This is a genomic window from Pantoea dispersa (assembly GCF_014155765.1).
Lineage (GTDB): Bacteria > Pseudomonadota > Gammaproteobacteria > Enterobacterales > Enterobacteriaceae > Pantoea > Pantoea dispersa.
This window is the reverse complement of the sequence record NZ_SCKT01000002.1, coordinates 51,161-70,521: the sequence shown is the minus strand read 5'-3', so window position 1 is coordinate 70,521 and position 19,361 is coordinate 51,161. Positions and strand designations below refer to the sequence as shown.

Genomic DNA, 19,361 nt, shown 5'->3' with positions numbered 1-19,361 from the left:
ACGGCGTTTTCGGACAGCGGCGGCCATTGCCTGGCCTACGCCGCTGCCTGACAACTTGTTGGGATAACACAATGAAAAAACATCTTATCGCCTTCTGCCTGAGCAGCGCGCTGCTGACCGGCGTCATTATGCCAGTTCAGGCCGACATCAATCTGGTACCGCAGGATCTTTCCGCGGCACCCGCCATTCCCACCGCCCGGCTGCAGCAGCTCAGCTGGCAGCCGGTGGATGCAACGCGTGCACAAACCACCACGCTGACACAAAGCGCAACGCCGCTGGATGTACGTGGCTTAACAGGGGCCATCGCGGCTTACAGCCTGCCTGCCAATCAGGGCGAGCTGACGGTTACGCTAAGCAGCGAGGTGGTACACAATCAGGTCTTTGCGCCAAATGTGCTGGTACTGGATGAAAACCTGCAGCCGGCCGCGTGGTTTCCGAGCCGCTTCTTTAGCTATCAGCAGCCCGGCGTGATGAGCGCCGACCGGCTGGAAGGGGTGATGAAGCTGACGCCGGTGCCGGGCCAGCAGAAGATCTATTTGCTGGTGTTCACCACCGACCAGGATTTAACCCAGACCACGACGCTGCTGGATCCGGCCAAAGCTTATGCCAAAGGCACCGGCCATGCGGTACCGGATATTCCCGATCCGGTGGCGCGTCACAGTCGCGACGGCAAAATCAAACTGAAAGTAGCAACCAGTTCCGGCTCGTCGATTCTGGTCGGCCCGCTGTTTGGCTCAGCCGCGCCTGCCGCTGTCACCGTTGGCAGCACCCGGCCGGCCATGGCCGCCACGACGGCGCGCGCGCCAGCGCCTGAACCGGCACCGCTGGTGAATGAGACGGAAAGCTATTTCAATCAGAGCATTCGTCAAGCGGTGCAACAGGGCAATATCGATAAAGCGCTGAAGCTGCTGGATGAAGCGGAGCGTCTGGGATCGACATCGGCGCGGCAAACCTTTATCAGCAGTGTTAAAGGCAAGGGGTGAAACTGCCCCGACAGTGCTGAGTTGCCCCACCTGGTGCGCTTCGGCGCACCTTTTTTATGGCACTCCGACCTGCACGCAGCAGGTCGGTTTCGTGCTACTTACGCTGACGCTGACGTGATTGTACCGCCGTCAGCAACGCATCGATTCTGTCATCCTCCGCCATCGCTTCCAGCGTTACGCTTAGCTTACGTCGCCAGTTGGGATACTGATCGACGGTGCCCGGCACGTTGACCGGCAGTGCCATATCCAGCCACTCTTCCGGCTGCAAACCGAGCAGTGCACACTGGCTGCGGGCCAGATAGCGATGGATCGCCTGACTAAGCTGATGACTCATGCGGACGCTGGCCCGCCGGAAGCGGCGGCGCGGCGGCAGATCACCGCTGCGCAACAGCGTACGCAGCAACGCCTGTTTAGCCAGGCGCCGATCGCGATGCAGGCCAGCGAGAATCGCCCGATCGGGGTAAAGCCCCAGCGCACTGCCCAGCCGCAAATCGTCACTTTGCCACCAGCCGCGCAGCGTCGGCATATCATGAGTGGTGGTAACGGCCATCGCCTGACGCGGCCACGTCGCTGGCACGCGGAAGTGGCGCTGCGATTCCTGCTCAAAGTAGAGCACTTTGTAGGAGTACACACCGGCGTCGCGCAGTTTATCAACGATGGCTTCCGGCACGGTGCCCAGATCCTCGCCAATCACCATGCAACGATGGCGCTGGCTCTCCAGTGCCAGAATCGCCAGCAAATCATCCACCGGATAGTGCACATAGGCACCGTGCGCCGCGCTTTCGTCCTTCGGTATCCACCATAAACGCAGCAGCGCCATCACATGGTCAATGCGCAGTGCGCCGCAGTCGCGCATGCTGGCGCGCAGCAGGGCGATCCATGGTTCATAGCCGCGCGCGGCCATCACCTGCGGGTCCATCGGCGGCAATCCCCAGTTCTGACCGAGCGGACCGAGGATATCCGGCGGCGCGCCAACGCTGGCGTCCAGGCAGTAAAGCTGCCGATCGCGCCAGGTTTCCGCGCCATCCGCCGCCACGCCCACCGCCAGGTCGCGATACAGCCCGATCGCCATCTGCTGCTGCTGACACAGCTGCCAGCAGGCGGCGAATTGCTCTGCCGCCAGCCACTGCAGCCACATGTAGAAACGCACCTCGTCGCTGTGCTCGATGCGGAACGCCAGCACTGCCGCACTGTTCGCCTGCTGCCATTCGCCCGGCCAGTGTTGCCAGCCATAACCCGTGCCATCCTGGGCGCTGCGCGCCGCGTGCAGCGCATCAAACAGCCCCTGATGCAGCAGGCTGTCGCCCCCGGCACGCACAAACTCCGCAAACGCCTGCGCCTGTCCATCATCTGCCGTGCGCCGGCGAAACTGCTGCCAGGCAAGCCGCAGTCCCTGCAACTTAAGCCGGGTGACGGCAGTGTAATCCACCCACGCGGCGTCACGCGCTGCCCGAATCGCCTGCTGCGTCTCCTCAGCTTGCCACCAGGCCTGCGCCGCGTCGCTGAGGCCAAAATCTGCCACAGCGCCCACGTCGATATAGAGGATGTTGAGCCAACGCCGGGAAGAGGGACTGTAAGGGCTGGCGCTCTCCGGTGCGGCAGGAAACAGCGCGTGCAGCGGATTGAGCCCGACAAACGCGCCGCCGCGCCGCGCGGTTTCAGCGATCATTTGCCGCAGATCGCCGAAATCCCCGATGCCCCAGTTAGCCGCAGAGCGCAGCGTATACAGCTGAATACAGCTGCCCCACAGCGATTCGCCCGCCAGCAGTTCCGCAGGTTCGTAGCAGCGGCGGGGTGCCACTATAATCGGGCAACAGTGACACTGTAACTTCTGGGTCAATGTCAGCTGGTGATAACCGGCGGGCAACGCGGGCAACACCAACGCTTCACCCGGCTGGCAGCGCCCGGACCAGTTTTCGCCGCTTTCGCTCGTCAGCTGCCATTCCGCGTCGGCGCTGAGCACCGGTGCCAGACTCAGTGGCTGTCCGACATAAAAAATCACCACCGGCGGCAGCGGTGCGGAGCCGTTCGCAGGGGCCTGCATCAGCGCAGCGAGACGCTGTTGGGTAAGAGCAGAAATCTGCCGCGGTTTTCCGTGCGCATCAATATATTCCGCAGCAATAAGCGCGTCAGCACGGCGATCAAGAGCATCTTTGGGTTTCATGGCGTTCCTTAGCGGCTGGCCTGCCAGATACGTTGCTGATAGTCACGAATGGCGCGATCGGCACTGAACATGCCGCAACGCGCGGTATTGAGGATTGCGGCGCGCGTCCAGGCCTCAGGATCGGCCCACAGCGCTTCAACCTGCTGCTGCGCGTTGAGATAGTGGCGAAAATCTGCCAGTACCAGATAAGGATCGCCGCCTTGCGCGCCCAGGCTGTTGACCAGATCGCTAAACGCCGTGCGGTCGCCGTTACTGAAGGTGCCATCTTCCAGCGCGGTCAGCACGCGATCCAGCTGCGCGTCCTTACTGCGCCAGTTCAATGGCGAGTAACCGGCCTGTTTCAGCGCGCTGACCTGCTCTACGGTATGGCCAAAGATGAAGATATTCTCTTCACCCACCTGCTGCGCGATTTCAACGTTGGCCCCATCCAGCGTACCGATGGTGAGTGCGCCGTTCAGCGCCAGCTTCATATTGCCAGTACCGGATGCTTCTTTGCCCGCAGTCGAGATCTGCTCCGAGAGATCGGCGGCCGGGATCAGGCGCTCGGCAACCGACACGTTGTAATCAGGGATAAAAACAATTTTCAGCCGGTCGCCAACGCGCGCATCGTGGTTGATGGTTTCCGCCACTTTATTGATGGCGAAGATGATGTTTTTTGCCAGCGCATAACCCGGCGCCGCTTTGGCACCAAACAGCATCACGCGCGGAGCCAGATTGGCCTGCGGATCGCTGACCAGCGTTTGCCACAGCGCAATCATGTGCAGCAGCATCAGGTGCTGCCGTTTGTATTCGTGCAGCCGCTTGATCTGGACGTCAAACAGCGCATCAGGCTGCACCGCAATGCCGGTTCGGTCGGCGATCCACTCTGTCAGTGCCTGCTTGTTGTGCTGCTTAATGGCGCGATATTCGGCGCGGAAGGCGGCATCATCGGCGAATGGCGACAGATCCTGCAGCGCATCGAGATCGTTAAGCCACGGACGCTGCAGCGTTTTGTTGATCAGCGCCGCCAGCGCCGGATTGCACTGGTTGATCCAGCGACGCGGTGTGATGCCGTTGGTGACATTATGAAACTTCTCCGGCCACAGCGCGTGATACTCGGGGAACAGGTCCTGTACCACCAGACGCGAGTGCAGCGCCGCCACGCCGTTGACTGCAAAGCTGCCGACCACGCACAGATTTGCCATGCGCAGTTGCTGATCGTGCACCAGCGCCAGTTTTGACCAGATCGCCTGATTGCCCGGCCAGCGCGCCTCAACCTGCTGTTTTAGCTGCGCATTGAGCGTATTGATGATCATCACATGGCGCGGCAGCAAGCTGCGCACCAGGCGCAGGCTCCAGCACTCCAGCGCTTCCGGCATCAGCGTGTGGTTGGTATAGGCGAAGGTGCGCTGGGTAATGCGCCATGCGTCCTGCCAGCTGAGCCGGTGCTCATCCAGCAGCAGGCGCAACAGCTCCGGGATGGCCAGCGTCGGATGGGTATCGTTCAGCTGGATCACTTCATAATCCGCTAACGTTTCGATGGCTCGCCCCGCGGCCTGATGACGGCGCAGAATATCCGCCAGCGTACAGGCACACTGGAAATACTGCTGCATCAGACGCAGCTTTTTGCCTGCCTGATGGTTGTCATTCGGGTAGAGCACTTTGGTCAGTTTTTCCGCCTCAATGCCTTGCTGTTCTGCACGCAGAAAATCGCCGTTATTGAAACGCTGGAGATCAAACGGTCGGGCATGCTTTGCCTGCCACAGACGCAAGGGCTGCGTGATGCCGTTGCGGAAACCGACCACCGGCAGATCCCAGGCTTCACCCTGCACAACAAAAGCAGGCTGCCAGTGCGCCACGCCGTCAATGGTGGTCACGCTGCCGCCCAGTCCGACCTGCACGTCAAGCGCCGCGTTGTGGCGAAACCAGGGATAACGATCGCGCTGCCAGTCATCCGGCTGTTCGTGCTGCGCGCCCCCGACAAAATGCTGGCGAAACAGACCGTACTGGTAGTTCAGGCCATAGCCGAGCGCAGGCTGGCCGGTGGTCGCCATCGCATCGAGAAAACAGGCGGCCAGCCGTCCCAGACCGCCGTTGCCCAGTGCCGGATCGGTTTCACGCTCCAGCACGTCACTCAGCGTCACGCCTGCTGCGGCCAGCGTCGCTTTAACGCCGTCGTACCAGCCGAGATTCAGCAGATTGTTGCCGGTCAGCCTGCCCAGCAGAAACTCCATTGACAGATAATTAACGTGGCGCTGTCCGCCAGCGGCCGGCTGCACCGGTATATCCGCCAGCAGTTCGGCCAGCGCGCCGCTCAGCGCATGCCACCACTGGTCGGGGCTCATTTCCTGCACATCCGGCAGGCCAAAACGTCGCCACTGGCGCACCAGCGCGGCAGAAAAACGGTCAGGGTCAAATGTGGGCAGTGCCATAGGGAAACTCCAGTCGAATAAATAGGGTTACAGGCAGTGTGACGCTGCCGCCAGGCGGCTACCTCCTCCTGTAAAAAATTCCGCGGGGAGGACAGGGAGGGTGGAGAGGCTGAGGTAAATCTGAAAGCGCGGCAGGAGTGTGATAACACTCGCTTTTGTAAAGCGTAACTAATCAGTTCGCTTGCATTCAGTAACCGAATCTCCGAACGTGTATGACTATTAATTACGAAGCGTAAAAAAATGATGCGCTGAACGTTAACGGAGAAGCGTGCGCCCATGTTGATACCCTCAAAACTGAGTCGTCCCGTTCGTCCTGAAAGCACGGTTACTCGCGATCGTCTGCTGCAAAAGCTCAGCGCAGCGGCGAATTACCGGCTGGTGCTGATTGCCAGCCCGGCGGGCTACGGCAAAACCACGCTGGTATCGCAGTGGGCGGCTGATAAAAGCGAGCTGGGCTGGTATTCATTAGACGAGGGCGACAATCAGCCGGAGCGCTTCGCCGATTACCTGATCGCCGCGCTGCAGCAGGCTACCCGCGGCGCATGCAGCCGCAGCGAGACGCTGGCGCAAAAGCGTCAGTACGTGAACCTTAATGCGTTGTTCGCCCAGCTGTTCAATGAGCTGGCCGCGTGGCAGCAGCCGCTGTGGCTGATCATCGATGATTATCATCACATCACTAATCCCGCCGTGCATGAAGCCATGCGCTTTTTCCTGCGCCATCAGCCGGATAACCTGACGCTGGTGGTGCTGTCCCGCAATCTGCCGCAGTTGGGTATTGCTAATCTGCGCGTGCGTGAACAACTGCTGGAGCTGGGCAGCCAGCAGCTGGCCTTCACCCATCAGGAGGCGAAACAGTTCTTCGACTGCCGCCTGAGTGCGCCGCTCGCGCCGGATGAGAGCAACCGTCTGTGTGATGATGTAGCAGGCTGGGCGACCGCGTTACAGCTGATCGCACTCTCCACCCGTCAGGGCGCGGCGTCGGCGCAGGACTCCGCTCGCCGGCTCTCCGGTATTAATGCCAGCCACCTTTCTGATTATCTGGTCGAGGAAGTGCTGGATAACGTCGATGCCGCCACGCGCCATTTTTTGCTGAAGAGCGCGTTATTGCAGTCGATGAATGATGCGCTGGTCGCCTGCGTGACCGGTGAAGACAACGGGCGCATGCGGCTGGAAGAAATTGAACGTCAGGGGCTGTTTATTCAGCGCATGGATGATTCAGGACAGTGGTTCAGCTATCACCCGCTGTTCGGCAGCTTTTTGCGTCAGCGCTGCGAATGGGAGCTGGCCAGCGAGCTACCGGCCATTCACCGCGCGGCCGCGCAAAGCTGGATGGCGCAGGGTTTTCCCGGCGAGGCGATTCATCACGCGCTGGCGTCCGGCGATACCGATATGCTGCGCGACGTGCTGCTGCAGCACGCGTGGACGCTGTTCAACCGCAGTGAACTGGCGCTGCTGGAGCAGTCGCTGAATACGCTGCCGTGGCGCACGCTGCTGGCCAGTCCGAAACTGGTACTGCTGCAGGCCTGGCTGATGCAGAGCCAGCATCGATTTTCCGAAGTTAACCGGCTGCTGGCGCGCTTTGAGGAAGGCTGCGACTGCGAAATTGACGCCGCGCTGCAGGGCGAATTCAATGCGGTGCGCGCACAGGTGGCCATCAATCACGGCAACGCCGACGAAGCAGAGCGACTGGCACGGCTGGCGCTGGAAACGCTGCCGGAAACGCGTCGCTACAGCCGCATTGTGGCCACCTCAGTGCACGGCGAAGTGATGCATTGCAAAGGTGACCTGACCAACTCGCTGGCGCTGATGCGGCAAACCGAACAGATGGCGCGCCGCGATGAAGCCTGGCACTACGCGCTGTGGAGTTTGATTCAGCAGAGCGAAATCCTGTTCGCGCAGGGCTTTTTACAATCAGCGTGGGAGATTCAGGAAAAAGCGTTTGTGCTGGTAAGTGAACAGCATCTGGCGAACATCCCGCTGCACGAGTTTTTACTGCGCATCCGTGCGCAGCTGATGTGGGCGTGGGGCCGGCTGGATGAGGCCGAACACGCCGCGCGCGCAGGCATCAAAGTCCTGAAAGGCTATCCGCCCCAGCAGCAAATCCAGTGCCTTGGGCTATTGATTCAGTGCTCGCTGGCACGCGGCAATCTGGATAATGCGCGCAGCTATCTCAGCCGGCTGGAAAACCTGATGAATAACGGCGTGCTGCACAGCGACTGGATTGCCAACGCCGACAAAGTGCGGCTGATCTACTGGCAGATGACGGGCGATGCGCAGAGCGCCAGCCACTGGATGCGCCATACCGATAAACCCGCCTTTGCCAACAATCATTTTTTGCAGGGCCAGTGGCGCAATGTGGCGCGGGCGCAGATCCTGCTGGGCAATCTCAGCCAGGCCGAAGTGATCCTCGATGAGCTGAATGAAAATGCGAATGCGTTGCGGCTGATGAGTGATTTAAACCGTAACCTGCTGCTGCTGAATCAAATCTACTGGCAAACCGCGCGCAAAGCAGAGGCACAGCAGGCGCTGATCGAAGCGCTGAAGCTGGCACGCAGCACCGGCTTCGTCAGCCACTTCGTGATTGAGGGCGAAATGATGGCGCAGCAGCTGCGCCAGTTAATTCAGCTTAATACGCTGAGCGAACTCGATCAGCATCGGGCCCGGCGCATTCTCAGTGAGATCAATAAGTATCACCGGCATAAGTTTGCCCATTTCGATGAGGGCTTCGTCAGCCGGCTGTTGAACCACCCGGATGTGCCGGAGCTGATTCGCACCAGCCCGCTGACGCAACGAGAATGGCAGGTGCTGGGGCTGATCTATTCCGGCTACAGCAACGATCAGATCGCCGGCGAGCTGGACGTCGCGGCTACCACCATCAAAACTCATATCCGTAATCTGTACCAGAAGCTGGGCGTCACCCATCGCGCCGAAGCGATGCACCAGGCGCAGTCAATGCTGAAACTGATGGGCTACGTTTAAGGCAAAAGTCGTGTTGCGGTGAATCTCATTACCTCGCAGAGCGCGTATAACGCTGGGCATGACTTGATATATGCATTAGGGAGTGAAATACTTGTAATGACATTTGTATTTACAAGAGGTGTAGGACATGGGCAGCATCAACCTGCGTATTGATGATGAACTCAAAGCACGTTCTTACGCTGCGCTTGAAAAAATGGGGGTGACTCCCTCTGAAGCGCTTCGTCTCATGCTTGAGTATATCGCCGAAAATGAACGTTTACCGTTCAAACAGACACTGCTGAGCGACGAAGATGCTGAGCTGGTCGAAATAGTGAAAGAGCGGCTTCGCAATCCTAAGCCAGTTCGTGTGACGCTGGATGACCTTTGATGGCCTATTTTCTGGATTTTGACGAGCGGGCACTAAAGGAATGGCGAAAGCTGGGCTCGACGGTACGTGAACAATTAAAAAAAAAGCTGGCTGAAGTACTTGAGGCACCCCGTATTGAAGCGAACAAGCTTCGCGGTATGCCTGACTGCTACAAAATAAAGCTCAGGTCTTCAGGTTATCGCCTTGTCTATCAGGTGATAGACGAGAAGGTGGTGGTTTTCGTGATTTCGGTTGGTAAAAGAGAACGCGCGGAGGTTTATAACGAGGCCGTGAAGCGCATTCTCTAAAACTAAGCCAGGTATTTCTGTTTCACCTTTGAAGTATCATTCTGCTTTAAGCTAACAGACTCATCGTATTGCCACTGACTCTGCTCCAGACGCTCCCCGGCGTACACTGAACCATAACTCAGCTTTGTGCCGCGAGCTGGCGCGTCAGCCACGCATCCAGCTCGCTTTCCGGCAGCGGGCGCGCATAAAAGTAACCCTGCGCCTGATCGCAGCCGTACTCCGCCAGCGCGGCAACGGTGTCGACATTCTCTACGCCTTCAGCCAGTACGGTGTAATCCAGCTGTTTCAGCATGGTAATGATGCTGCGCGCGATAATCCGCGACGCGGTGTCTGAGGCGATTTCGCTGATCAGCGCGCGATCAAGTTTGATCACATCCAGCGGCATCCGTCGCAGATAGCCGATATTGCTGTAGCCGGTGCCAAAGTCATCCAGCGAGATGCCAAACCCACGCAGCTTGAGCATCTCCAGCCCCTGTAGCGCGGCGGGACTGTTAATAATCTGCTCGGTCTCCAGACATTCAATGCCCAGCAGCGAGGTCGGCAGGCGGGCCTGCAGCATCTTCGTTTCCAGCGCATCGGCAAAGCCGGGATCAGAGAAGTCGCGACTGCTGATATTGATGGTCACCGGCAGCTGGAGGGGGCTGTGCTGCAGGCGTTTTAACCTGGCAATCGCCTTGTCGGTCACCCAGCTGGTTAAAGCACTGTGCAGCTCGGTCTGTTCCGCCAGCGGGATAAACAGATCGGGAGCGAGTTCGCCGCGCTGCGGATGCCGCCAGCGCACCAGTGCCTCCAGGCCAACGGGCCGGCCACTGTTCAGGCAGATCTTCGGCTGGAACGCCAGCCACAGGCCCTGATCCTGTTGCAATGCCGCAGCCAGATCGTTCATCAACAGAAAGTCCTGAGTGCGGCGCTGATCGGCTACCAGGCTGAAGCTCATGGCGGGCACCCGGTTGCCAATCGCCTCATGCAGCGCACTCACCGCCCGGCGCAGCACTTCCTGCGCGCGAAGTTCTGCTGGAATGAAAATGACCTCGCCGGTAAAGCAGGTGAGGGCGACAGAGATGCCCGCGTCCAAATCCGCGCTGATCCCTGCCAGGTTTTCTGCCACCGATGCGGCGGTCAGCGGGCTGTTGTCCATGGTGAGAATCGCAAAACGCCCGGTGGCGACGGTATAAATGATGTCGTCCGCACCGGGCTGCAGGCGCAAAGGCAGTAACGTGGTGACGTGCTTCAGCAGGCTTTCCACCGGCCCCATGCCCATGGAGCGCGCCAGCTCATAGGCGCGCGGCATATCAATGCAGTCGATCAGGATCAGCCGCTGCGGCGTCCGGTCCCCGATGGAGGCCAGACGCTGCAGGTCACGAATCAGGCGCTGGCGGTTAGGCAGTGCCGTGACCGGATCGGTGAAGCCGGCGCAGTGCCACGCTTCGAGGAAGGACATCACCAGATCGGCCAGCAGCTGTAATACCTTCACCTGATCAGCGCTGAACGCGTGTGGCGCGACGTCCGTGACGCACAGCGTGCCCAGCACATAGCCATCGCGATGCCTGAGCGGCACACCGGCGTAAAAGCGGATAAAAGGGGCACCGATGATCAGCGGATGGCGGGCAAAACGCGCATCCAGCAGGGTGTCGGAGATAACTACCGCGCCGTCACTGTCTACGGCGTGGCGGCACAGCGAGTCCTCGCGGGACGAGTGCTCCAGCGCAAAATTGTGGGCGGCGCAGATATGCTGATGTTCATCATCCAGAACGGAGACAAAGCTACCTGGAATACCCAGTGCCTGACTGGTCAGCCGGACAAAGTTTTGCAATACGTCGTCACGGCTTTCGTCGCGACTGCGCAGCGCCTTCAATGCCCGTGCGCGGCGATCATCGTCACCGTTGAAATTCATCAGCATAATTTCCTCCGCGCCGGCCTGGTTCCGGTGCGAAATTTAACAGCAAAAAGTACAGTATGCGGCCTGCAACACCCTGCCGCTGGCGTGGTTAATAAGCGTAAATATTATAATGGTCTTTCTCATGGTAGGCTTAACACCGGCATCTGTCATTTTTATTTTCTTTAACGAAATTTTTAAGCAGCGACGATTCTGATAATTTATCGTAATATTTTTATCAGTCTGATAGATAACAGGTTACGCGTCCTTACTGCTAACTCTAATTAAGTAGAAGGTGCAGGTATTAGACATTGCCAATGAAGACGTTATTAATTTCTGGCAGGGTGAGTCGGGTAATAATGCTGATTTTTAGTGATTGATGAGCAAAATAATAGTATCGCTGCGTATTATTATCCTGATAAAAACGCACCTGCCGGTATATTTATTATCCCGGCTAATGTTATATAAGCGTATTGTTCAGTCCGCTCTGTCACCACAGACATCAGATTTCCCCATCAAATTATTCCCCGTTAAGCAAACTCAGCAGGTGTAACACCGTTTTGGCTGGATGATTACGCCGCCAGGCAAAGGCAATGTCGGTGAACAGCGTATTGTTTTCAATGTCACGAAATACCAGCTGTGGATTGTTGACGCAGCACAGCGAAGCCGGCACCAGCGCAATCCCGCAGCCTGCGCCCACCATGCCGAGCGAGGAGGTAATCTGCGGAGCCTGCTGAAAGCGTGTTGCATCAAAGCCGGCGCGCAGACAGGCACTGACGATTAATTCGTACAGGCTGGGCGCCACCTCGCGCGGGAAAATAATCAGTGATTCTTCGGCCAGCTGCGTTAGCGCAACACTTTGCTGCTGGCTGAGCGCATGGCTGGCCGGCAGCGCCACTTTCATCTCCTCGGTAGCGATCACTTTCAGGTTAAACGCCTTACTGCTCTCACACGGCAGACGAATGAACGCCGCATCCAGCAAACCTTCCCCTAAGTCCTGCATCAGCAGCGCCATGTTCTCTTCCCGGGTGATGAGCTCCATCGCCGGGTAGCGCGTTTTGAAGGCGCGAATCAGATCAAACACCGGCGCGCCAAACGCCACCGAGCTGGCAAAACCCAGTGACATCTGGCCGCTCATGCCGCGCGCCACGCCGCGCGCCTTTTCCAGCGCCATATCGGCCAGCTGCACAATCGCTATTGCATCGGGCAGAAACGCGCGGCCCGCATCGGTCAGTTCCACGCCGCGCGTCAGGCGCTTCAGCAACGGCGTGCCGATCTCGTGCTCCAGCCGCTGGATTTGCTGGCTGAGCGGTGGCTGCGACATGCCCAGCAACTCGGCGGCGCGGGTAAAGTGCTGCGTTTCAGCAACGGCAACGAAATAACGCAGGTGGCGAAGTTCCATATCAAAAACGTCTCGAAGTTGGCAGTTTTCACTATTGGATTATGTGAGCCATGTAGCCCACCATGATATTAACACGGCTTAACTATCTGATTGTGAGGCAGCAAATGTGTAACTTTGTATCTGATTGTTCATGCGAAGATCAGCTAAAGGCATCCGTCACTCAACTGGGACAGCAATCACCAGAAAAGGTTATCTATCAGACCTCCCTGATGAGTGCGTTGCTCAACGGCGTCTATGACGGTTCAACCACCGTCGCGCAGCTGTTACAGAAGGGCGATTTTGGCCTCGGCACGTTCAATCAGCTGGATGGAGAACTGGTGGCATTTGACCGGCAGGTTTATCAGCTGCGCGCCGATGGCAGCGCCAGCCCGGCACGGCCTGAACAACAAACCCCGTTCGCCGTGATGACCTTCTTCAAACCGGAACATCAGCACCGCTTTGCGCATACCGCCACGCGCGATGACGTCCATCAGGTGATTGATCGCATCATCACCTCCGATAACCATTTCTGCGCGCTGCGTTTGAGCGGTCGCTTTGCCTCGGTACAGACGCGCACCGTTCCCTGCCAGTGCCGCCCGTATCGCTCGATGCCGGAAGTGCTCGGCAATCAGCCCACCTTCGATTTTCGCCAGCGCGACGGTGAGCTGATTGGTTTCCGCACGCCGCAATATATGCAGGGGATTAACGTCGCCGGCTATCACGAGCACTTCATCACCGACGATCGTCAGGGCGGCGGGCATATCCTCGATTATGTGCTGGAGCAGGGCACGCTGACGTTTGGTGCCATCAGCAAGCTGGTGGTCGACCTGCCACAGGATCGCGAGTTTTTACAGGCCGATCTCAATCCTCAGGATCTGGATGCCGCGATCCGTTCCGTCGAAAGTTAATCGCAGAGGTGATCATGAAACAGCTTAAAACCCAGACGCTGTGGAACAGTGGTGCAGACCTGGTTGTCGCTCAGCTGGAAGCGCAGGGCGTAAACCATATTTTTGGCATTCCCGGTGCCAAAATCGACAAGGTGTTTGATTCGCTGGTAGATTCTTCCATTCAGCTGATTCCGGTGCGTCATGAGGCTAACGCGGCGTTTATGGCCGCAGCAATGGGTCGTCTGACCGGCCACGCCGGCGTAGCGCTGGTGACTTCCGGGCCCGGCTGCTCAAACCTGGTGACCGGCATGGCCACCGCCACCAGCGAAGGCGATCCGGTGGTGGCGATCGGCGGGGCGGTTAAGCGCTCCGACAGTGCCAAACAGGTGCATCAAAGTATGGATACGGTGGCGATGTTTCGCCCGGTGACCAAATTTGCCGTAGAAGTCACTGATGCCTCGGCGCTCGCGGAGTGCGTATCGAACGCGTTTCGCCATGCCGAAAACGGGCGCGGCGGCGCATCGTTCCTCAGTCTGCCGCAGGACATTGTTGACCAGCCGGTGTCAGGCAGCCTGTTACAGCGTTCAGGACACATCACGCTGGGCGCTGCGCCCGACGCGCTGGTGAATGCCGTCAGCCGCGAGATTGCGCGGGCGAAAAATCCGGTGATTCTGCTGGGCCTGATGGCCAGCCAGCCGGAGAACAGCGCGGCGATTCATGAACTGCTGAGCAAAAGCCGTATTCCGGTGACCAGCACCTATCAGGCGGCGGGCGCGGTGCGGCAGGAGCACTTCTCACGCTTTGCCGGGCGGGTTGGCCTGTTTAACAATCAGGCTGGTGACCGCCTGCTCCAGCAGGCGGATTTGATTATCACCATTGGTTACAGCCCGGTCGAGTATGAACCGGCCATGTGGAACAGCAGCAACGCCTTGCTGGTGCACATCGACGTGCTGCCCGCCGAGACCGATAACCACTATCAGCCCGACGCTGAGCTGGTAGGTGATATCGCCGGGACAGTGCGCAAAATCGCCGCGCAAATCACGTCACCGCTGCAGCTCAGCGACGCTGCCGCTACCATTCTGCAGGACCGCCAGCAACAGCGTCAGCTGCTGGCGATGCAGGGTGCCAGCCTCGATCAGTTCGCCCTGCATCCGCTGCGTATCGTCCGGGCGATGCAGGACATCATTAACAGTGACGTCAGCCTGACGGTCGACATGGGCAGTTTTCATATCTGGATTGCCCGTTATCTCTACAGCTTCCGCGCCCGGCAAATCATGATTTCCAACGGGCAGCAAACCATGGGCGTGGCGCTGCCGTGGGCGATTGGCGCCTGGCTGGTCGATCCGTCCCGTAAAGTGGTTTCGGTGTCGGGCGACGGCGGCTTTCTGCAATCCAGCATGGAGCTGGAAACCGCCGTCAGGTTAAAGGCCAATATTCTGCACATCATCTGGGTCGACAATGGCTATAACATGGTGGCGATTCAGGAAGAGAAGAAATACCAGCGCGTCTCCGGTGTGAACTTCGGGCCGGTGGATTTCAAAGCTTACGCGCAGGCGTTTGGTGCCGCTGGATTTTCGGTGAACAGCGCAGCTGAACTGGAACCCACGTTGCGGCGGGCGATGGAGGTGGAAGGACCGGCTGTGGTGGCCATCCCGGTAGATTACAGCGATAACCCGCTGCTGATGGGGCAGCTGCACCTCAGCCAGCTGCTTTGATCGGCTCCAGTCCGGACCGGCCGTCAACGTCACGGCGGTCCGGAATAATGCGCTATTCAGCCCCTGGCTGGCCGTATTGGGTTAAAAGCTCTGCCAGTCCGCGTCCATGCCGTGCCCGGCGGCCACGGGCACAGCAGCCGGACGTTTCAGCGCGGAGACCGTTTTCGGGCGCTCAGCAGGTCGCGCGGACCCGGCCAGTGAAAACTGATTCACCAGGCCGGACAGAGTTTGCGCCTGATCCTGCAATGACGCGGATGCGGCAGAAGCCTCCTCTACCAGCGCCGCATTCTGCTGCGTGACATCATCCATCTGATTAATCGCCAGGTGCACCTGCGAGATGCCGGTGTTTTGCTCTTCGGCGGCGGCAGCGATTTCGCTTACCAGGTCATTCACCTGACGGAACGCGGTTTTCAGTCCTGTCATGTTCTCTTCCACCGCTTCGGCCTGTACCGCACCCGATTCCACCAGGCTGTAGGAGGTATCAATAAGCTGTTTGATCTCCCTGGCCGCCTGGGTTGAACGCTGCGAGAGATTGCGCACTTCACCCGCGACCACCGCAAAGCCCTTGCCGTGTTCGCCGGCGCGCGCCGCTTCGACGGCAGCATTCAGTGCCAGAATATTGGTCTGGAAGGCAATGCCTTCGATCAGCGTGACAATTTCGGTGATTTTTTTCGAACTGGAGCGGATCTCCGCCATGGTGCTGAGCATATTGCCCAGCGACACCGCGCTGGCGTCTGAAAGTTCTGTCGCGTTACCGGCCAGACGATTGGCCTGGCGGGTATTGTCGGCCGTCTGACGCACGGTTTCGCTCAGTTCCGCCATACTGGCCGCCGTCTGTTCCAGCGAGGCGGCCTGCTGCTCGGTTCGGGAAGAGAGATCTTCATTACCCGCGGCGATTTGTGCCGACGCCGAACTGACGGCGTGAGAAGCGGTACTGACCTGCGCCAGCGCGCTGCCAACCCGGTCAAGCAGCTGGTTAAAGGCGCGGGCCATGTTGCCGACTTCGTCTTTTTTTCTGTCATCGGCGGTGACGCTCAGGTCAAGGCTGCTGCCAACGTGATCCATCACCTGCCCAATTGCTTTCAGGCTCTGACGAATGCGCATCAGGGTTAACGCGGTGAGCGTACCCAGTAACAGCAGTGTCAGCGTGACCCCGGCACTCAATCCCCAGAATGTGCGGTGATAGATCTCCTGGTTCACCACGCGCAAGCCGTCACCCAGCGACAAATTAAGCGCCATCTGCTGGCGATAATCATTTTTTAACTGGCTGATGGCGCCGCCAATACCGCTTTCGGCTTCCAGCATGCCGAGCGTTACGTCATCCTGATGAGCATGTGAAGCAGCAAGAAACGCCGGCAACCGCGACTCCACCAGCCGCAGCGTCGCCAGGCCTTTAATGGTGATCTGCTTGTCTTCGTCGCTGGAGATATCATTGGCTAAATAATATTCTGCCAGCGTTTTAATATCGGCCAGGCGCTGGGCGATCTCTTTCTCGACCGGCGGCATGCGCGCATTGTCAGTCTGGCTTTGATGCTTATATAGCGACAGAGAGAGTTTATTGCTGCGATCGATCAGCTCGGATAAATCGCGAATAGAAGGAATTGCGTTAGCCTGTACGTATTCAAAACGGTCCTGAAAACCGCCCAGCAGTCGCACAGAAATAATACCCGTCACCACCAGTGAAGCTGAGAGCAAAATGAAAGCCAGGGTAAGTCTTTGAGTAATATTCATCATCTGTTTACCTGGAAAAAAGTTTAAAAGGAAGAACACAACAACACAGCGTTAATCGGCATCACATCACAAAAGGTTATTTCAAAAAATATGAATAAATTAACTTCTCAGGATCATTAATTTTGAAGTAATTAAAAAACTTTCAAAATGCGTGGCGTATTATTTAGCGCTAATTACCTGCGCCTTACGGTGTGCTATCCACTCACGATACTGGGCCGGCGTCATCGCCATCACCTGATGGAAGGCTTTACGGAAGGCGGTGTCTTCGCTGTAGCCGCACTGCATGGCGGTCTGACGCACGCTGACGTCGGTGCTGGCCAGAATGGTACAGGCCAGTTCAATGCGGATGCGGGTAATAAACTCTTTTGGCGTCTCCTGCGACAGGGCTTTCATTCTGCGCTGCAGGGTACGCCCGGTAACGTTCAGTGCGGCTGCCAGTTGCGCGGCATTGATGGCAGGATTTTCCAGGCGGATGATCTCCTGCGCCCGCACCAGAAACGGCGTGCTGCTTTTCCCCATTCCCGGCGAGCCTGGAAGGTGGGTGTGCAGCACAGGGTTATCGGCCAGCGACATCTCCCGGGTGAGATCCGCCACCGCCTTGCCGGCGCTTTTTTCAATGATATACAGGGCCAGCGATATCCACGAAAAACAGCCACCGCTGGTAATGACGCGATCGTCTTCCTCCAGCGTCTTGCCTTTCGCCAGTCGCGCCTGCGGATAGCGCGCCTGCAGCATATGGCTGACCCACCAGGTGGTGGTGTAGAAACGGTCATTCAGCAAACCCGCCTCGCCGAGGATCACGCCACCGGTGCCAGCAGCAGCAATCCAGCAACCCTGCTGATAGAGTTTGTTAAACCAGCCAGCAGCCTGACGGATACTGTCAAGGTTGATCGGTTGCAGGTCGGGCCCCAGCAACATGCCGGGCGCAATCACCACATCAACCGCACCGGCCCCCTGAAATGAGCTGTCGATGTGAATCAGGCGGCCTTCCGTATCCCACACCGGATCCCCGTTGGCGCTGACAATCAGCGTTTCAAAAGCTTTATCGGGAAAGCGTGCGGCGTGCACGGGGGAAGAGGCAATCGCTTTGTTGGTTATCCAGAAAAGGTCGGTCATTCCGGCAACGGCGGACAGTACGCTGCCTTCCAGGGCGAGTATGGCGATACGCATAAGGGGTTTCCTGTGTTCAGATTGTCGTGATTTGCGTGAAAAATGTGACATTTTCCGCCGCTGAAGCTTTGTGGCCTCAATAGCGGACTCTTAGTTTATCTGGCCCTGGCGGTTGTCATCGGAAAAGAAACCGGCAATACGCGGATATCAGACCAGCAGGGAAGCGGAAAGGGCGCGTGGATGAGGCGATGGGATTGGGCAAAGTCGCGGTGTGTGACAGGCAACAGGGCGCGTAGCCAGCGCCACTATCATTGTGGCGCTGGTCCTGACATTAGCTGAATCTTTCCGGGCGGAAGGTCGCCAGCATCGGGTGTTTAACGCCGGTGAGCATCTCCTGCGTCAGTATCTCACCGAGGATCAACGCCAGCGTGGCGCCGGAATGGGTGAAGACAACAAAACAGCCGGGAACCTGCTGCAGCTCACCGACCACCGGTTCGCCATCGCCAGGAATCGGCTTGAGACCGATTTTCCAGCTGCTGGCTTTCAGCGGTGCACCGTCAGCGATCAGGTTACCCGCTTCGGCCATCAGCTGGTTAATGACTGCAGTATCAATGCTGTACTGCCCGTCGGCCTGCGCGACGATGTGCTCTTCATACCAGTCGTGATCGACGGCGATGGTGTTGCCGGGATTGGGCCGGACCGCCGCGCGCGGCGTATTCATTACCACCTGCAGCCGGTGATCGCCGGGCTGGCTGGTTACCAGCATTGAGACCGGAGAACCGTTGGGGATGTGCACGCCGAGCGGTGCCACCACGTCCGGCGTCCACGGGCCACACGCCACCAGTACCCGATCGGCCAGCAGCTCACCGCGTTTTTCGCTGCGAATGCCGCTGGCCCGGCCGTCTTTGGTGATCACGCTGGCTTTACCGGCGTGCTCAACGATCTCTCCGCCCAGCGCGCGCAATGCCTGAACCAGATGCTCAACCAGATGCGGCAGGCTGACCCAGCCTTCACCGGGGTTGGCAATCGCCACCTGACTCAGACTGGCCGGATTCACCTGCGCATCGACATCACCGACCGTGGCGCGATTGATCAGCTTTGAGTCGTAGCCCTGCGCTTTTTCATAGTGATGACGCGCTTTGGTGCCCGCGTCATCGTCTGCGGCCCAGTAAATCGCGCCGTCGAAGCGCAGCCAGTCGAGCTGCGGATGGCGGGCAAACAGCGTGCGATAGCGGTCAATGCCCGCCATGCGCAGCGCATGGTAAGGCTGCGAACGCTCGCCGGCGGAGTTGAGCCAGGAGAGGGAGCGGCCGGTGGCGCCGGAGCAGAGTGCCGCTTCCGTCACCAGCGTGACCTGCGCGCCCGCCTGCGCCAGTTGCCAGGCGGTTGAGACGCCGAGGATGCCGCCACCCAGCACGATGACGGTTTTTGCCACGGTTTTGTCAGACATCATTCATTCCTTCTGTTAAA

At 58.6% G+C, this 19,361-nt stretch carries 13 protein-coding genes; 6 read left to right on the top strand and 7 right to left on the bottom strand.

Annotated features, from left to right (window positions below; genetic code table 11):
- Positions 1 to 71: 71 nt before the first annotated feature.
- A complete protein-coding gene (gene malM / locus H7K56_RS06975) occupies positions 72 to 983 on the top strand; it encodes a maltose operon protein MalM (protein WP_058781477.1) in 912 nt (303 codons plus the stop codon).
- A gap of 94 nt (positions 984 to 1,077) precedes the next feature.
- Here malM and malQ read toward each other — a convergent pair whose 3' ends face one another.
- Together malQ and malP are read right to left on the bottom strand one after the other, a co-directional pair.
- Positions 1,078 to 3,147 carry a 4-alpha-glucanotransferase gene (malQ, locus tag H7K56_RS06970; RefSeq protein WP_150360271.1) on the bottom strand — a complete coding sequence of 690 codons (2,070 nt, stop codon included), beginning with the start codon at positions 3,145 to 3,147 and terminating at the stop codon, positions 1,078 to 1,080.
- An 8-nt stretch (positions 3,148 to 3,155) separates the two neighbouring features.
- Positions 3,156 to 5,558, bottom strand: coding sequence for a maltodextrin phosphorylase (gene malP, locus H7K56_RS06965; protein ID WP_150360270.1), 2,403 nt, complete (start codon positions 5,556 to 5,558; stop codon positions 3,156 to 3,158).
- Between the two features lie 276 nt (positions 5,559 to 5,834).
- Between malP and malT the strand changes: the two genes are divergently transcribed.
- The 3 genes from malT (at position 5,835) to H7K56_RS06950 (ending at position 9,191) form a co-directional block, all read left to right on the top strand.
- Entirely contained in the window at positions 5,835 to 8,537 is a 2,703-nt protein-coding gene (gene malT, locus H7K56_RS06960; protein ID WP_150360269.1) for an HTH-type transcriptional regulator MalT, read from the top strand.
- Positions 8,538 to 8,664: 127 nt separating this feature from the next.
- Entirely contained in the window at positions 8,665 to 8,904 is a 240-nt protein-coding gene (relB, locus tag H7K56_RS06955) for a type II toxin-antitoxin system antitoxin RelB (RefSeq protein ID WP_058759167.1), read from the top strand.
- Positions 8,904 to 9,191, top strand: coding sequence for a type II toxin-antitoxin system RelE family toxin (locus H7K56_RS06950; protein ID WP_021509424.1), 288 nt, complete (start codon positions 8,904 to 8,906; stop codon positions 9,189 to 9,191). Before relB ends, H7K56_RS06950 begins: the two co-directional genes overlap by 1 nt.
- A gap of 118 nt (positions 9,192 to 9,309) precedes the next feature.
- Here the strand turns inward: H7K56_RS06950 and H7K56_RS06945 are convergent, their stop codons facing one another.
- Both H7K56_RS06945 and H7K56_RS06940 read right to left on the bottom strand, forming a co-directional pair.
- Entirely contained in the window at positions 9,310 to 11,091 is a 1,782-nt protein-coding gene (locus tag H7K56_RS06945; protein WP_150360268.1) for a bifunctional diguanylate cyclase/phosphodiesterase, read from the bottom strand.
- A 496-nt stretch (positions 11,092 to 11,587) separates the two neighbouring features.
- Entirely contained in the window at positions 11,588 to 12,469 is an 882-nt protein-coding gene (locus tag H7K56_RS06940) for a LysR family transcriptional regulator (protein ID WP_150059021.1), read from the bottom strand.
- A gap of 104 nt (positions 12,470 to 12,573) precedes the next feature.
- On the opposite strand from H7K56_RS06940, the gene budA reads away from it, so the two are divergent.
- Both budA and alsS read left to right on the top strand, forming a co-directional pair.
- Positions 12,574 to 13,356: an acetolactate decarboxylase gene (gene budA, locus H7K56_RS06935; RefSeq protein ID WP_031280091.1), complete on the top strand. Its 783-nt coding sequence runs from the start codon at positions 12,574 to 12,576 to the stop codon at positions 13,354 to 13,356.
- 14 nt (positions 13,357 to 13,370) lie between these two features.
- On the top strand, positions 13,371 to 15,050 hold the full coding sequence (gene alsS / locus H7K56_RS06930) for an acetolactate synthase AlsS (protein WP_021509428.1): 1,680 nt from the start codon (positions 13,371 to 13,373) through the stop codon (positions 15,048 to 15,050).
- An 81-nt stretch (positions 15,051 to 15,131) separates the two neighbouring features.
- Here the strand turns inward: alsS and H7K56_RS06925 are convergent, their stop codons facing one another.
- The 3 genes from H7K56_RS06925 to H7K56_RS06915 form a co-directional block, all read right to left on the bottom strand.
- Positions 15,132 to 16,781 (bottom strand): methyl-accepting chemotaxis protein, encoded by a 1,650-nt coding sequence (locus tag H7K56_RS06925; RefSeq protein ID WP_150360347.1) that lies wholly within the window; start codon positions 16,779 to 16,781, stop codon positions 15,132 to 15,134.
- Between the two features lie 159 nt (positions 16,782 to 16,940).
- The gene (locus H7K56_RS06920; RefSeq protein WP_150360267.1) at positions 16,941 to 17,951 is read right to left on the bottom strand and encodes a GlxA family transcriptional regulator; all 1,011 of its coding nucleotides are present in this window, start codon (positions 17,949 to 17,951) and stop codon (positions 16,941 to 16,943) included.
- A 271-nt stretch (positions 17,952 to 18,222) separates the two neighbouring features.
- Positions 18,223 to 19,341 (bottom strand): NAD(P)/FAD-dependent oxidoreductase, encoded by a 1,119-nt coding sequence (locus H7K56_RS06915; RefSeq protein ID WP_058781470.1) that lies wholly within the window; start codon positions 19,339 to 19,341, stop codon positions 18,223 to 18,225.
- Between the last annotated feature and the right edge of the window lie 20 nt (positions 19,342 to 19,361).

Excerpts from the sequence above, each read along its gene's own strand:
- H7K56_RS06925 (WP_150360347.1), bottom strand. The coding sequence starts at position 16,781 with ATGAATATTACTCAAAGACTTACCCTGGCTTTCATTTTGCTCTCAGCT.
- malP (WP_150360270.1), bottom strand. The coding sequence starts at position 5,558 with ATGGCACTGCCCACATTTGACCCTGACCGTTTTTCTGCCGCGCTGGTG.
- relB (WP_058759167.1), top strand. The coding sequence starts at position 8,665 with ATGGGCAGCATCAACCTGCGTATTGATGATGAACTCAAAGCACGTTCT.
- malT (WP_150360269.1), top strand. The coding sequence starts at position 5,835 with ATGTTGATACCCTCAAAACTGAGTCGTCCCGTTCGTCCTGAAAGCACG.
- H7K56_RS06940 (WP_150059021.1), bottom strand. The coding sequence starts at position 12,469 with ATGGAACTTCGCCACCTGCGTTATTTCGTTGCCGTTGCTGAAACGCAG.
- H7K56_RS06950 (WP_021509424.1), top strand. The coding sequence starts at position 8,904 with ATGGCCTATTTTCTGGATTTTGACGAGCGGGCACTAAAGGAATGGCGA.
- H7K56_RS06945 (WP_150360268.1), bottom strand. The coding sequence starts at position 11,091 with ATGCTGATGAATTTCAACGGTGACGATGATCGCCGCGCACGGGCATTG.
- H7K56_RS06920 (WP_150360267.1), bottom strand. The coding sequence starts at position 17,951 with ATGCGTATCGCCATACTCGCCCTGGAAGGCAGCGTACTGTCCGCCGTT.
- H7K56_RS06915 (WP_058781470.1), bottom strand. The coding sequence starts at position 19,341 with ATGTCTGACAAAACCGTGGCAAAAACCGTCATCGTGCTGGGTGGCGGC.
- malM (WP_058781477.1), top strand. The coding sequence starts at position 72 with ATGAAAAAACATCTTATCGCCTTCTGCCTGAGCAGCGCGCTGCTGACC.
- alsS (WP_021509428.1), top strand. The coding sequence starts at position 13,371 with ATGAAACAGCTTAAAACCCAGACGCTGTGGAACAGTGGTGCAGACCTG.
- malQ (WP_150360271.1), bottom strand. The coding sequence starts at position 3,147 with ATGAAACCCAAAGATGCTCTTGATCGCCGTGCTGACGCGCTTATTGCT.
- budA (WP_031280091.1), top strand. The coding sequence starts at position 12,574 with ATGTGTAACTTTGTATCTGATTGTTCATGCGAAGATCAGCTAAAGGCA.